This window comes from Bacillus sp. z60-11 (assembly GCF_046464135.1).
GTDB lineage: Bacteria > Bacillota > Bacilli > Bacillales > Bacillaceae > Bacillus > Bacillus sonorensis_A.
Window position 1 is genome coordinate 381720 of the sequence record NZ_JBIYSN010000003.1, and the last position, 14339, is coordinate 396058.

General features: G+C 45.2%; 15 protein-coding genes. 12 read left to right on the top strand and 3 right to left on the bottom strand.

What is annotated here, in order from left to right:
* The first annotated feature begins 64 nt into the window (after positions 1 to 64).
* The 10 genes from ACINLD_RS11740 (at position 65) to ACINLD_RS11785 (ending at position 9172) form a co-directional block, all read left to right on the top strand.
* The gene (locus ACINLD_RS11740; protein WP_077736017.1) at positions 65 to 883 is read left to right on the top strand and encodes a glycosyltransferase family 2 protein; all 819 of its coding nucleotides are present in this window, start codon (positions 65 to 67) and stop codon (positions 881 to 883) included.
* A 14-nt stretch (positions 884 to 897) separates the two neighbouring features.
* On the top strand, positions 898 to 1593 hold the full coding sequence (locus ACINLD_RS11745; RefSeq protein WP_026589158.1) for a uracil-DNA glycosylase: 696 nt from the start codon (positions 898 to 900) through the stop codon (positions 1591 to 1593).
* Positions 1594 to 1853: 260 nt separating this feature from the next.
* The gene (locus ACINLD_RS11750; protein ID WP_026589157.1) at positions 1854 to 2159 is read left to right on the top strand and encodes a YwdI family protein; all 306 of its coding nucleotides are present in this window, start codon (positions 1854 to 1856) and stop codon (positions 2157 to 2159) included.
* 38 nt (positions 2160 to 2197) lie between these two features.
* Positions 2198 to 3499, top strand: coding sequence for a purine/pyrimidine permease (locus ACINLD_RS11755; RefSeq protein WP_409444374.1), 1302 nt, complete (start codon positions 2198 to 2200; stop codon positions 3497 to 3499).
* Between the two features lie 66 nt (positions 3500 to 3565).
* Positions 3566 to 3937, top strand: coding sequence for a DUF423 domain-containing protein (locus ACINLD_RS11760; RefSeq protein WP_026589155.1), 372 nt, complete (start codon positions 3566 to 3568; stop codon positions 3935 to 3937).
* A 153-nt stretch (positions 3938 to 4090) separates the two neighbouring features.
* Positions 4091 to 4735 (top strand): response regulator transcription factor, encoded by a 645-nt coding sequence (locus ACINLD_RS11765; RefSeq protein WP_026589154.1) that lies wholly within the window; start codon positions 4091 to 4093, stop codon positions 4733 to 4735.
* Between the two features lie 9 nt (positions 4736 to 4744).
* A complete protein-coding gene (locus tag ACINLD_RS11770) occupies positions 4745 to 5848 on the top strand; it encodes a sensor histidine kinase (RefSeq protein WP_026589153.1) in 1104 nt (367 codons plus the stop codon).
* 110 nt (positions 5849 to 5958) lie between these two features.
* The gene (locus ACINLD_RS11775) at positions 5959 to 6897 is read left to right on the top strand and encodes an ATP-binding cassette domain-containing protein (protein ID WP_026589152.1); all 939 of its coding nucleotides are present in this window, start codon (positions 5959 to 5961) and stop codon (positions 6895 to 6897) included.
* Positions 6898 to 6910: 13 nt separating this feature from the next.
* Positions 6911 to 8032 (top strand): ABC transporter permease, encoded by a 1122-nt coding sequence (locus ACINLD_RS11780; protein WP_026589151.1) that lies wholly within the window; start codon positions 6911 to 6913, stop codon positions 8030 to 8032.
* Positions 8033 to 9172, top strand: coding sequence for an ABC transporter permease (locus ACINLD_RS11785; protein ID WP_026589150.1), 1140 nt, complete (start codon positions 8033 to 8035; stop codon positions 9170 to 9172).
* A 45-nt stretch (positions 9173 to 9217) separates the two neighbouring features.
* On the opposite strand, the gene gerQ is transcribed toward ACINLD_RS11785, so the two are convergent.
* Together gerQ and ACINLD_RS11795 are read right to left on the bottom strand one after the other, a co-directional pair.
* Positions 9218 to 9745, bottom strand: a complete 528-nt coding sequence (gerQ, locus tag ACINLD_RS11790; protein ID WP_026589149.1) for a spore coat protein GerQ — start codon at positions 9743 to 9745, stop codon at positions 9218 to 9220.
* 179 nt (positions 9746 to 9924) lie between these two features.
* Positions 9925 to 11274: a TrkH family potassium uptake protein gene (locus tag ACINLD_RS11795; protein WP_035428545.1), complete on the bottom strand. Its 1350-nt coding sequence runs from the start codon at positions 11272 to 11274 to the stop codon at positions 9925 to 9927.
* Between the two features lie 385 nt (positions 11275 to 11659).
* On the opposite strand from ACINLD_RS11795, the gene bslA reads away from it, so the two are divergent.
* Positions 11660 to 12202 carry a biofilm surface layer hydrophobin BslA gene (gene bslA / locus ACINLD_RS11800; protein WP_026589147.1) on the top strand — a complete coding sequence of 181 codons (543 nt, stop codon included), beginning with the start codon at positions 11660 to 11662 and terminating at the stop codon, positions 12200 to 12202.
* 40 nt (positions 12203 to 12242) lie between these two features.
* Here bslA and hemQ read toward each other — a convergent pair whose 3' ends face one another.
* The gene (gene hemQ / locus ACINLD_RS11805) at positions 12243 to 13007 is read right to left on the bottom strand and encodes a hydrogen peroxide-dependent heme synthase (RefSeq protein ID WP_026589146.1); all 765 of its coding nucleotides are present in this window, start codon (positions 13005 to 13007) and stop codon (positions 12243 to 12245) included.
* Between the two features lie 336 nt (positions 13008 to 13343).
* Here hemQ and pta point away from each other — a divergent pair, with 336 nt between their 5' ends.
* Positions 13344 to 14315: a phosphate acetyltransferase gene (pta, locus tag ACINLD_RS11810; protein WP_026589145.1), complete on the top strand. Its 972-nt coding sequence runs from the start codon at positions 13344 to 13346 to the stop codon at positions 14313 to 14315.
* Positions 14316 to 14339 lie beyond the last annotated feature (24 nt).

Below are 14339 nucleotides of genomic sequence, written 5' to 3' on the forward strand. Positions count from 1 at the left end.
AATCGTTCGTTTTGTGATTTATAATGGAAAAGTAAATTTGAAAAAGGAGCGCTCATAGCAAATCATGAACATTTCGATCGTTATCGTAACCCACAATCGGATTTCCCCATTGTGTGAGTTGCTTGAATCCATTGCAAAACAGTCCATCAAACCATTTGAAATCATTATTGTCAATGATGCGGGGGAGCCGGTCGACATTGTTCAGCGGCTCTATTCAGACCTGCCGATCAAGGTGCTTCACCTGACTGAGAATGTCAAGCATGTGAAAGCGAGAAACATAGGGGTGAAAGAAGCGTCAGGAGATGTTATCATGCTGTGTGATGACGATGATTTTTTCACTCCATGCCATATGGAAAGAATGGCAAAAGCGCTGGAAACGGCAGATTTTGTGTATTCCGATGCTGAGATTGTGTCTTTTAAAGAGGAAGAAGACACAAGAATCCCAAAAAACCGGCATCTTTTCGCTTATACGTTTGACTTAGAGGAGATGAGGAAATTTTCTACATATGTTCCTTCGGGAAGCATGTATAAACGTTCGCTTCACATTGAAATCGGTTATTTTGATCCCGGTGTTCATAATTATTGGGACTGGGACTTTTTTCTGCGTGCAGCCGAACAGTTTCGCGTGAAAAGAGTTCCTGCCGCAAGCGTGATCTACGCATTTTCAGAACAAGGCGACAATCAGTCCAGCAACCTTGACGGCAAGAGGCAGTACTATTTAGATATCTTGAGTGAAAAGCATCAGCTTGGAAAGCTGCCGACGAAAAACTTTTTTGTGCTTCTTGAAGAACCTGCTATGAAGAAGAGGGAGGCCGAAAGCAAAATTGTATGGGACGGCGAACCTGTCGTTTCCAGGCTTGTTCGCGAAAGGCAATTTAGTTAAAGGAGGCTGAACCATTGAAACAGATTTTGAATGACAGCTGGTGGGAGCAGCTGAAAAATGAATTCGCAAAGCCCTATTATCAAGAGTTGAGAGAAATGCTGAAAAGAGAGTATGTCGAGCATACGGTGTATCCTGAACCCAACGATATTTACAATGCTTTTCACTACACTTCCTATGAAAAAGTCAAGGTCGTCATCCTTGGTCAGGATCCGTACCACGGACCGGGTCAGGCGCACGGCTTAAGCTTTTCCGTAAAGCCGGGGGTGAATCCGCCGCCATCTTTGAAAAATATTTTCATAGAATTGCAAAGTGACATTGGCGCAGACATCCCCAATCACGGTTCACTTGTCAGCTGGGCCAAGCAGGGGGTCCTCCTCTTAAACACCGTTTTGACCGTGCGTCGGGGACAGGCGAATTCACATAAAGGAAAGGGCTGGGAGCAGCTGACGGACAGTGTTATCGATGTTTTGAACAAAAGGGAGAAGCCGGTGGTCTTTATTCTTTGGGGCCGCCATGCCCAAGCGAAGAAAGAAAGGATCGACACTTCAAAGCATTTTATTATTCAGTCGCCTCACCCAAGTCCTTTCTCGGCAAGAAACGGATTTTTTGGAAGCAGGCCGTTTTCCAGAGCAAACCAATGTTTGCAAAAAATCAATGAAGAACCCATCGACTGGTCAATTCCCAATTTGGAAAATCTGGAGAACCGCTAAACTCAGGATGGCGGTTCTCGGTTTGTTTTTTCTTGCATTATGCGTGAACTCACGTTCGCCCGTCAACTCTTAAGGTGAAAGAAAAAAGGATTTTAGGCTGAGTTGATGCTCGCTTTTTGTTTTTTGAATTGGAAAACAAGGACCTGCTGTTTCGAAAAATATCCTTTTGGGATTGAAAAATCGGAAAGTGCTTTCAGCACGAGAGAATGTAATTTGTTAAAATGAAATGGAAAATCGAAACGGTTTGGAGGATCGAATGGATGAACATACATATATCAAGCTTGCTGGAAAAGATGGAGGATGAATTAAAAAAAGCGAAGGACAGCGCCCATGAGAACGAGTTAAAAATGCATGTGGCGGTCATTCGTTCCCTCTGCGACGTCATCGTTGAACAGCAGAGACCGACAGCTCAGCCGTCCCCATATCTTCAGCCGGCAAAAAAATCTTCGAGCGACCAGCTGATGCTGGAAAAAATGATGGGAGCCGCCGGAGCTGAACAGTATCAAAAAAAAGAGAAACAAAAACATGAGGAAGACGCTAACGGGGACTCAATTTTTGATTTCTAGGAGCCGTTTGCTTTTTTGAAAAAGAGAGGTTGATAAACTTGAAACTGCTTTTTGGGGCTTTACAATGGACGGCATTTATTATCGCTTCCGCCATCGTGGTGCCCATCGCGATCGGGCAGTCATTTGAGCTGAATCAGACGGAGACGGCGGGGCTGATTCAAAGCACGTTTTTCGTGTTGGGGACAACGGCATTCATCCAAACATTGCTGGGCCACCGTCTGCCGATTAATGAGAGCCCTGCCGGCCTTTGGTGGGGAGTATACACGATTTATGCGGGACTGACCGGAACCGTGTTCGCCGCTTATGGTGAAACGCTTCAGGCGCTTCAGGGGGCAATGCTTCTAAGTGCGGTCTTCTTTTTTATTTTTAGCCTATTTAAAGTCATCGACAAGCTGGCTGTCATGTTTACGCCTGTTGTGACGGGCGTTTATCTCTTGCTCTTGGTCATTCAGCTTTCCGAGCCGATTGTGAAAGGAGTCATGGGGATCGGCTACCGCCAAAACGATCTTGATGTTCCTGTCTTTTTGCTTGCGGCCGTCATTATGCTGACAACATTTCTGATGAGCAAATCGCATGTTCCGTTTCTTAAACAATACTCGATTTTGATAGCGCTTATTGGCGGCTGGATTCTGTTTGCCGTGTTTGGCGTCGCAAAGCCGCCGGAACATGCGGATAAGCTTTTTCATCTGCCCGATATCTTTCCGTTCGGCGTTCCGCTGTTTGACAGCGGTTTAATCGTCACATCCTTGTTTATTACGGTGTTATTGATTGTCAACATGCTGGCCAGCATCCGGGTGGTTGAAGGGGCCGTTAAACAGTTTGAAAAGCTTGAAGAAAGGAAGCGGGCCCGACCGGCGGGCTTCATCGCCTCAGTCAGCCATTTGCTGAGCGGTTTGCTCGGCGCTGTAGGGACGGTGCCGATTTCCGGAGCGGCCGGGTTTATTCAAACGACGCGGGTCTCTTCGAAGAAACCTTTTTTACTCGGAAGTCTGATTGTGATTTTCATCAGCTTTTTTCCGTATATCATGAACGTATTTGCGAGCCTCCCGTCTCCGGTTGGTTTTGCCGTTAATTTTGTCGTGTTTTCGACGATGGTCGGTATGGCTTTCGCTGAATTTGACGCTTATGGGAAGAACGAGGCCGGCCGCGTCCGCTTTGTTACAGGAATTGCACTTCTGGCGGGCGTCGGTGTGATGTTTGTTCCTGAAAGCGCCTTGGCGGGGATGCACCCTGTTGTTGTCTCCCTTTTAAGCAATGGTCTTGTACTGGGGACGGTCATAGCGATTGTGGTGGAACAGATCCAGCTTAGAAAAAAGAAATTTGACAATCTTGTGTCATGAGGTTCAGTCAGTTGAAATCTTGAGTTTGTACGCTATGATGAGAAGAGAAAGGCGGGCGAAAATATCATGAAATTATTCCTCATTTTAGGTTCGATAAACGCAATGATTGCGGTTGCTCTAGGGGCGTTTGGGGCTCATGGGCTTGAAGGGAAGATCCCTGAAAAATATCTTCAAATCTGGCAGACTGGTGTTCAATATCATATGTACCATGCACTTGGGCTGATCGCCGTCGCCCTGATTGCCGGAAAGCTTACAGGCGCGGGGAGCGTGACGGCTGCGGGCTGGCTGATGTTTGCCGGCATCGTCTTATTTTCCGGCAGCTTATATGTCCTCAGCCTCACGCAAATCAGCGTCCTCGGCGCCATCACTCCGCTCGGCGGCGTGGCTTTCATCGCAGCGTGGATCATGGTTGTTGTATCTGCGGTAAAATACCTCTAATCGTTAAAAATCCAATCCTTTAGAAGGATTGGATTTTTTTATTTTAACAGTCCCGTTTTCATGATAAATTAAATGGTATTAACCGGTTCGGCCTTTTTTATTAAAGAAGGGATGTGCACATGCGGAGAATCCGGTCTCCGTGTAAACAAAGCGATGAAAATAAAAGTGATCATAGCGGATGATAACTCATTTATAAGAGAAGGCATGAAAATTATTTTGAGCACTTACGATGAATTTGAAGTGATGGCAACTGTCGGGGACGGCCGCGAAGCTGTTGATTACTGCATGGCCCATCAAGTGGATGTTGCTTTGCTCGATGTCCGCATGCCGGATATGAACGGGGTTGAGGCTGCCAAGCTGATTTCCACACAAACGCAGGCTGCTCCGTTCATCTTAACGACGTTTGATGATGATGAATATATTTTGGCCTCCATCCAAAACGGAGCGAAGGGCTATTTGCTAAAAAACACTGAACCGGAACGGATCAGAGATGCGATTAAAAGTGTATACCACGGCCATACCGTCATGCAGGATGTTGTGCTTGACAAAATCAAGTCAAATTTAAAAAGCAATCAAGAGCCGGAACTCAAAATCGATAAGAGCCTGTTCACTGAAAGGGAGCTGCAAATTATGGCTTTAATCGCCAGAGGATGTTCAAATAAAGAGATTGCCAAAGAGCTGTTTATATCAGAAGGAACGATTGCCAATTATATATCTTCGATTTTAGGGAAGACGGGGCTTGAGCATCGAACGCAAATCGCCATCTATTATCTAACCGGAAAAACCGATTTGAGCTGAGGAATGATCATGGAACTTTGGGTCATTATCATCAAACTGATTCTGCTTGGATACATTTCGTTCAACTGCATCCTATCACCTGTCAGCAGCTTAAGCTGGGTTGTTTTTTATATCGTCCTTTATTTCTCCATCAATATCCTGGCTGCCATCTTACAGCAAGAAGCGCTTAAAAAGACAACTATCGCCGTATCGATCTTCATGACGCTTGTATTCTGCCGGCATGAGCCTTTATTTATTTTATTATTGCCATTAAACGTGTACGAATTGTTGTTTGATTATCTTCGTAACAAGTGGCTGATTTTGGCCGTTTCGCTTTTACCTGCTCTGTCTCTCGATACGTCATGGCTGCCTGTATACGGTCTCACTGTTTCCTTTACGTTTCTTATGTTTACGGTCGCCAAACAATATTCAGCGCGGATTAGATCGCTGGAAGACAAAATTGATGAAACAAGAAAAGCGATGCAGACATTAACGAAGGCGCTTCATAACAACAAGGAATATATCAGACAATCTGAATATACCTTTAAATTGGAGGAACGCAACAGGCTTTCCCAGGAAATACATGATAAAATCGGCCATTCGATGACTGGCGCGCTCATCCAGCTGGAAGCGGCGAAACGGCTGCTTGATATCGATAAAAACAAGGCGTCCGAGCTGCTGCAAAATGCGATCAATATTTCTAAAGACGGAATCGAAAAAATCAGACTGACATTGAAAAATATAAAACCGCCGAAAGAGCAGATGGGCATCCATAGGTTGAAGCTGTTTATCGATGAATGTTCGACACGTCATCAGATGAATATTTCTTTTCTGTATAAAGGCGATTTAGATGTAATTTCTCATATTCAATGGAAAATCATGTTTGAAAATATAACGGAGGCGCTGACCAATTCTGTGAAGTATGCCGAAGCGACGCACGCTTCGATCGAAATCCACGTCTTGAACAAACTCATTAAAGCCGAAGTGAAAGACAATGGAAAAGGACAGGAGAAGATCAAAAAAGGCATGGGAATCATCGGAATGGAAGAGCGGGCTGCTTCTGTCAACGGCAAGGTCATTGTCGACGGTTCAAATGGATTTTCGGTGACAACGCTGTTGCCGAAGCATGAATGAGTTCATCGTTAAAACGTGAATAATCTCATGTGAAAAAGGTGAATTGCTGCACTGCCGCGGCATTCATCTTTTTTTTATAATGACATCGTAAAGCAAAATGAGGTGAAAACATGAATGTATTGGAAATCAAAAATCTGACCAAAAAGTTTGGGGATTTTGTTGCTGTTGATCATATATCACTATCGATAGCCGAGGGTGAAATATTCGGACTTCTCGGGGCAAACGGCGCCGGCAAAAGCACAACCATCAATATGATCTCAAGTTTATTGAGAAGCAATGAGGGCGAGATTTTCATTCTTGGAAAAAACATCGCGAAAAACCGGAAAAACGCTAAAATGAACATCGGCATCGTTCCTCAGGATCTGGCGATTTATGAGGATTTAACCGCATATGAAAACGTGAAATTTTTTGCGGGACTCTACGGACTGCGAGGGGCCCATCTGCATGAGCGCGTTGAAGAGGCATTGCGCTTTGTCGGATTGAGCGATAAGCACAAAAGCTTTCCGAAAAACTTTTCCGGCGGGATGAAAAGAAGGCTCAACATCGCCTGTGCGATCGCACACAGGCCAAAGCTGATCATCATGGACGAACCGACGGTGGGAATTGATCCGCACTCCAGAAATTATATATTGGAGTCAGTCAAAAAGCTGAATGAGATGGGCTGTACGATTATTTATACGAGCCATTATATGGAGGAAGTGGAGGAAATCTGTTCGCGGATTGCCATCGTCGACCACGGAAAAATCATTGCGGAAGGGACAAAGGAGCAGCTAAAGGCGATCATCACGGATACGAAAGATATTTGGATTCATGTCAAATCAGCTGACAATATCGATATTGACGGGCTAAAAACGATCAGCGGAGTCGAGACGGTTTCGCTGGAAGAAAATATGATGAAAATCAACTCGGATGCGGGCGTCAATAATTTAAACCAGATCATTGAACGACTGCTGGCAGAAGGTGTTGAAATCCGTTCATTGGAAGAAAAAGCGCCGAACTTGGAGACCGTGTTTCTGACCTTGACCGGAAGAAATTTACGGGATTCGTAAGGGGGACATCAGCTTGAATACATTCATCATAGCAAAAAAAGAAATCATATCAGCTTTTCGGGATAAACGAACACTTGCCTTCATGCTGGCGTTTCCAATTGTGCTGATCATGATTTTGGGAACCGCGCTGACAAATGCTTTTGATCATGAAGTTTCCGTCGGTAAAATCCATGTTTTATACAAAGACAAGTCTGATGGGGAGTTCTCGCAAGGGTTTAAAACATTTGCGAAAGAAGCGAAAACGTCCGGTGTCTATTTTGAAAAAGTGTTAAGTGATATGGACGCAAAAACAGAAGTCAAAAAAGGACATTATGATGCTTATCTTGAGGTCACCGGCAGCGGAATGAAGTTTTATAAAATGGAGAAAAACAGTGTGAAAAACAGCATCATTCAAGGGATGCTGACAGCGTTTGCCAACCGGTATCATGCGGTGGCGGAGATTGTAAAAGTCAGCCCGAAGCAAGCAGGCGAGGCGTTTGTAAACAGCTCTCATGACGATTATATTAAAGAAACGTCTCTCAACTCTGATAAAAAACCGGGTTCCATGGACTATTACGCGGTGACGATGACCACGCTGATCGCGCTTTACTCGGCAATACACGCCAGTTATTTAATCCGCGGGGAAAGGCTTAGAAAGACGGCGGACCGGCTGGTTGCCGCCCCCGTTCATAAGGCTGAGATTTTTGCCGGAAAATTGATTGGCGGCCTTGGGGCAAATCTGCTTTGCATCTTGATCGTCATCGCCGTCAGCATGTTTTTATTCAAAGCCAACTGGGGAGAGCACCTTTGGCTTGTGCTTGTTGTGGTGCTCACCGTTGTGTTGTTTGCCGTCAGCTTTGGCCTTGGGATCAGCTATTTGACGAACACAGGAGAAGCTGGGGTTGCCATCATCAATGTGCTGATCCCGCTGGTCGCTTTTTTTGGCGGCGCTTATTTTCCCGTTGAGGATGTGCAAGGTGCTTTAGTTGTCATCAAAGATCTTTCCCCGCTCACTTGGACGAACGAAGCCATTATCAAAATCATATATACAAATGATTTAGCGGCGGGATGGCCCGCGATCTCTCTGAACGTAGGCTTATCTGTATTATTCCTGCTGATCGCCGTTGTCTCAATGAGAAGAAGGGAAGGGCTGTAAATGAAAGAAATGCTTTGGTTAGTCAAAAATACATTGAATGTCACGTTTCGAAAAAAGATCAATATTTTCTTGTTTATGATTCTTCCGCTGATTGGAATCTTTGTCTCGCTGTTAACCGGTACTGATGAACAGGGGGATTTGCGCATTGGGGTGGTCGATCATGACAAAGGGGAAATCGCGGCGGATACGGCCCGCTTTTTGAAAGGTATTGACGATATTAAGGTTGTGAATGTCAGCAAGTCAAAAGCGGACAGCCAAATCGCCTCGGGAGAGCTTGACGGCGCCATTACGTTTGATCAAGGATTTTCCCAAAGCGTGCGCGGCGGAAAACCCGGCCATATCGAAATCGCCTCTGTCAAAGGTGCTGAAATCACAGGCTTTGTGAAGTCATATTTATATCATTACATTGACAATATTGCGGCGCTCGGTCAATCTGCCAATGGAGATCAGCAATTTCAGACGATGTATAAAAACTACCAGAACTCAAAAGTTCCCCTTACGGCTCACAAGCTTGAAGATTCGGCGCAAAGCAAAAACATGACGGACCGGACGGTTGGTTTTCTGCTGATGGCCATGCTCTTTTCGGCGGGAAGTTTAACCGAACTTTTGGTGAAAGAAAAGGAGAACAGAACCTATTTCAGGCTTTTGACAACACCGATTACCGCAAAGCAGTACGTCTTGGCAAATATTGTGGTAAGCATGCTTGTCATCACATTCCAAGTCTTTTTTACACTCGTGATGGCAACATATGTTTTTCATATTGAAACAGGCATTTCCTTTTGGGAAATGGCGGCGGTGTTGCTGATATTTGCGTTAAGCGCCGTCGGACTGGCGTTAATCACGGTTGTCTTTGCGAACAGTTCCAAAGCTGCGGGAGCATTGAAGAATTTAATCTTCATGCCGACGATTATGCTCTCCGGATGTTTTTGGCCGATTGAAATTATGCCGTCATTCGTGCAGAAAATCGCTGATTTTCTTCCGCAAACATGGGTTTTGGAAACATTGGCGAAACTTCAGGAAGGCCAGCATCTTCACAATCTGTATTTGAATATCTTGATATTGTTTGCTTTTGCGGCAGCCTTTTTCTTAATCGTCATTTATAAATTCAGCCGCAACAATGAGGCGAGAAATTTCGCCTAATTCTTTAGGAACAAAAAAAGGGTTCGGTTTCGCAAACCGAACCTTTTATCTTGGGGTATAGGAGGCCATTGAATACGGATAATCGTAAGCAATCGGTTCATCAAAGGTAATGTAATCAAGGTAGACCATCAAAAGCAAATAGCGGGTGCCCGTTTTTCTGTCGCTTAAAATGATATGATCGCGCCCGGCAGCTTCAATTTCTCCCCGAAAGACTTTTGCATTCCACTCCGGATTGTTTTCAAATGTCATGTAGACGGTCGCAACCTTTCCGCGGTTGAGACGCAAAATATTTTCAATATACGATTGCTCAAGCGGCAGCATGCCGGGAATGCTCGGGGAAGGCACCTGCGCTGTAGGCATTTGCGGAACCTGAACTCCCGCCGGCTGCGGCTGGGTCAGCTGTACGGAAGGCTGCTGATAGGTTTGCTGCCCGCCCATTTGCGTTTGTGTATACGGCTGCATTTGCTGCTGATACATGTGCCCGCCCATCTGTGGATAAGGGTTGGCGCTTGCCCGAAAATCCGGCATTTCAAGCTCTTGGAGCGGCTGAAATTGATTTTTTTTAGGTTTCATTTCGTTCCTCCTCATTTCTTAACGTCAAGAAATTATACTCCAATACATGTATGGCATTGAAAACACGATTGCTGGAAGATCTACATATACCTTATCCCTTTAACAGTATGTGGATGCCATGTTTAATATGACGAGAAAGAAAAAAACAGACCGCTCTATGGGAGCGGTCTTTCAGCCGTTTATCCTGTTATGACTTCATCTTCCGGATGACGGATCGGCGCTTTTTTAGGTTTTGCCAAGGTGAATGCCATGGTCAGCGGACCGACCCGGCCGATGAACATCATCACCATGATGACGGCTTTGCCGACGGTTGTTAAATCAGGCGTCAGTCCCATTGACAAGCCGACAGTCCCAAATGCGGAAACCACTTCAAAGACGATGTCCAAAAATGGAGCATTTTTTTCTGTAATGGTTAAAATAAACATTGTGACAAGCACAAATAAAAAGCTGATGACGATGATGGCCAACGCTCGCAAAATGGTTTTCATTTTAATGGCCCGATGAAACACGACCGTCTCGCTTTTTCCTCTTAAAAAGGTAATCGTTGCTAAAATCATCACAATAAAGGTTGTCAGTTTAATTCCGCTTCCCGTTGATGCACTGCCTGCGCCAATAAACATCAGTACGATGATGATGAGCAGGGAAGGGGTTGTCATATGTGCGATATCCAGTGTGTTAAAGCCGGCAGTTCTAGGTGTGACACCTTGAAAATAAGCGCCCCATATTTTGTCTGCCAAAGGCAGTCCTCCCAAGGTATCGGGGTTGGCATACTCCAATATAAAAATCATCAGTGCGGACACTATGTTGATGATCAATGTTCCGACAATCATTAATTTGGAGTGGAGCGACAATTTGTGAAAGTTTCGTTTGGTCCATAAATCCAAAAGAACGGTAAACCCGATTCCTCCGGTGATAAACAGACCTGTAATGACTAAATTGACGATCGGATCGCCCACATATTGCGACAAGCTGTCCGACCAAAGGGAAAAGCCTGCGTTATTGAAGGCTGAAATCGTGTTAAACAAACTATGAAACAAGCCTTTCTGCAAGCCGTATTCAGGCACCCATCTGATCGAGAGAATCAAAAAGGCGACAAACTCAATAACGATCGTGAAAATAAACAAGTGCTTGACTAAACGGACAAGCCCGCCCAAAGATGTCTGGTTAAAAGCCTCCTGAACGAGAATCCGCTGCTGCAGGCCGATTTTTTTGCCGATCATCATAACGACGAGAACGGCAAACGTCATCAAGCCCAATCCCCCGATCTGAATCAGGCACATGATGACGGTTTGTCCAAAAACCGTATAATCCGTTCCGGTATCGACGACAACCAATCCTGTTACAGTTGTTGCCGAGGTTGCTGTGAACAGAGCGTCCACCCACGAGATATAGGTGGTGGAGGCGATCGGCAGCTTTAATAAACAAGCGCCGGCCGCGATGATGATTAAAAAGCTGAGCGCCAGTGTCTGCGGCGGATTGATGTTGAGCATCTTTCCTTTTACAAGATTTGTAGAACCCAATTTAGGCATGTTTTCTATATCCTTTCTTCACATATGCAAAGCTATAGATTTCACCAGATTCTGATAGATGAAATAATGTCAATAATGTACTGTCATATGCCTGGTTTGTCAACATCAAAACATACGTTTTTCCGGGTGTTGGAAACCCGAAAGTAGGGCATTAGGCCTTTATTGGCTCTGATCGGAAAAAATCAAGAGGAACGGCGCATAGTTAAATTCTATTATTTTGAATTAAATTTAAAAATATCCCATGGAAAACATTTACTATCATTTTGAAAAATGGTAGTTTTTAAGAGAAATGATGTTGGAAGGAGGCGTTGCCTTTCTATTGCGTCTAATGTTGTCCGCTGCCGTGCTGTTTACAATTTGAAAATGATGAGTAGGGGGAATTGCTATGTTAAAAAGTGTGTTTCGTTTTAAATTCTCGGTCTTGACGGCCGCTCTCGTGATCATGGCTTCGGTTTTTCTGCCGTCGCTTCATGCCGATGCCCAAACGGTTAAAACGGAATCTGTGAACCGTCCGGCTGCAAAGGCCTCATTGTATTCGATCATCACAGGGGACAGCAAACAGGAGTGGTCATACTCCGATATTGAGCTTACATACAGACCAAATTCCATTTTGGCGCTGGGAACGGTTGAATTCACATTGCCGTCCGGGTTTTCCGCGACAACGACAGACACGGTTAATGGAAGGGCGTTGACAACCGGTCAAATCTTGAACAACGGAAGAACGGTCAGACTTCCGCTGACGATCGATTTATTGGGGATCGCGGAGTTCAAGCTGAAGTTGAATCATAAAACCTTGCCGGCCGCCGGAAAATATACATTCAGAGCGGAAAACAGAGTGCTGGGCCTTGGATCCACATTCTATGCCGAGTCCTCCATTGAGGTGCTGAAAAGACCGACTCCGCCTACACCGCCATGCGGCTGTAATTAAAAGCAGAAGCTCCAAAGATCGTCTTTGGAGCCTCTTTCTTTTATACGTATAAAAATGCGGGCAGCTGTTCATTGGAGAGACGGTTGCCGACAAAGAACGAACCGAATTCTCCGTAACGTGCGCTGACTTCGTCAAAGCGCATTTCATAGACAAGCTTTTTGAACTGGAGCACATCATCGGAGAAAAGTGTTACACCCCATTCGTAATCGTCAAAGCCGATGGAACCCGTAATGATCTGCTTGACTTTGCCTGCATAGCCGCGTCCGATCATGCCGTGGCTGCGCATTAAGTTTCGCCGCTCTTCCATGGACAGCATGTACCAGTTATCATTGCCCGATCTTCTTTTATCCATCGGATAGAAGCAGACATACTTGGCATCAGGCAGTTCCGGATAGAGGCGGGCGCGCACCTGCGGATTTTCATAAGGATCTCCGTCACCGCTTCCCATATAGTTGCTGAGCTCGACGACAGATACGTATGAATAAGCAGGAATGGTAAATTCCGCCAGCTTTGATTTATTGAATTCAAGTTCGATCTCGTTTAATTCCTCCATCGTCGGACGCAAAATCATCAGCATGAAATCGGCTTTCTGGCCGACGATGCTGTGCAATGTGTGGCTTCCGTTTCCTTCTTTTTGCACCGCGCCCCATTTTTCAAGGAGACCGGTAAATTCGCTGATGATGATCTGGCGTTCGTCGCTTGAAAGCAGCTTCCATGCAGACCAGTCCATCGTTCGGAAATCGTGAAGGGCATACCAGCCGTCAAGCGTTTGTGCGGCTTCATTCGTTTTCTGCTGTTCGCTCATTTTGCATTCACTCCCAATTTATATGTAATTGATTTCATCATATCATAGTTTGCCCTATTTCATCTGTTTCAAGGTCCTCGAATAAAAACTGCGGCACCCTGAGGCAGCCCCGTATAAGCGGAGAAGGCTGTTGCATAATAATAACGAATACGTACTAAGGCAAGGTACTGAATCTCCATTTTCCATTGACTACATGAAAATATTTCCGCTTAATTTAATTAAAAAAAAGCGTTTTTAATATGTAAGCGTTATAATTGAGGCTGAAGGATTGAATTTATATCTCAAAAGAGTATGCTAAATAGAGAAGTTTTTTGCAATCTTCAAGGAGGGTATATAGTGGCAGATTTATTTACAACAGTGCAGGAAAAAGTAGCAGGAAAAGGAGTTAAAATTGTATTTCCGGAAGGCTTGGATGAACGCATCCTGACAGCGGTCAACAATTTGGCCGGAAATAACGTCTTAAAGCCGATCCTCGTCGGAAACAAAGAGGACATTACGGAGAAAGCAAAAGGATTGAACTTAACACTTGATGGTGTTGATATATATGATCCTCATACATATGAAGGAATGGAAGAGCTTGTGCAGGCTTTCGTTGAGCGCCGTAAAGGAAAAGCGACGGAAGAGCAGGCGCGCCAAATTCTTTTAGATGAAAACTATTTTGGAACGATGCTTGTTTATAAAGGACTTGCCGACGGTCTTGTCAGCGGTGCGGCTCATTCAACAGCGGATACGGTCCGCCCGGCGCTGCAGATTATTAAAACAAAAGAAGGCGTCAAAAAAACATCCGGAGTTTTCATCATGGCTCGCGGCGAAGAGCAGTATGTGTTCGCAGACTGCGCGATCAACATTGCGCCTGACAGCGAGGATCTTGCCGAAATTGCAATCGAAAGCGCCAATACAGCGAAAATGTTCGACATTGAGCCGCGCGTGGCGATGCTCAGCTTCTCAACAAAAGGATCGGCTAAATCTGATGAGACTGAAAAGGTGGCCAACGCTGTAGCCATTGCCAAAGAAAAAGCGCCTGAGCTTACGCTTGACGGTGAATTCCAATTTGATGCGGCATTTGTTCCGTCTGTCGCTGAGAAAAAAGCGCCGGACTCCGTTATTAAAGGCGATGCAAATGTGTTTGTATTCCCAAGCCTGGAAGCAGGAAACATCGGCTACAAAATCGCGCAGCGCCTCGGCAATTTTGAGGCGGTCGGACCGATCTTGCAAGGTCTGAACATGCCTGTGAACGATCTGTCCAGAGGCTGCAACGCAGAAGATGTTTACAACCTTGCCCTTATTACGGCAGCACAAGCGCTATAATATTGCCAGAAAGGTGGACCTTAT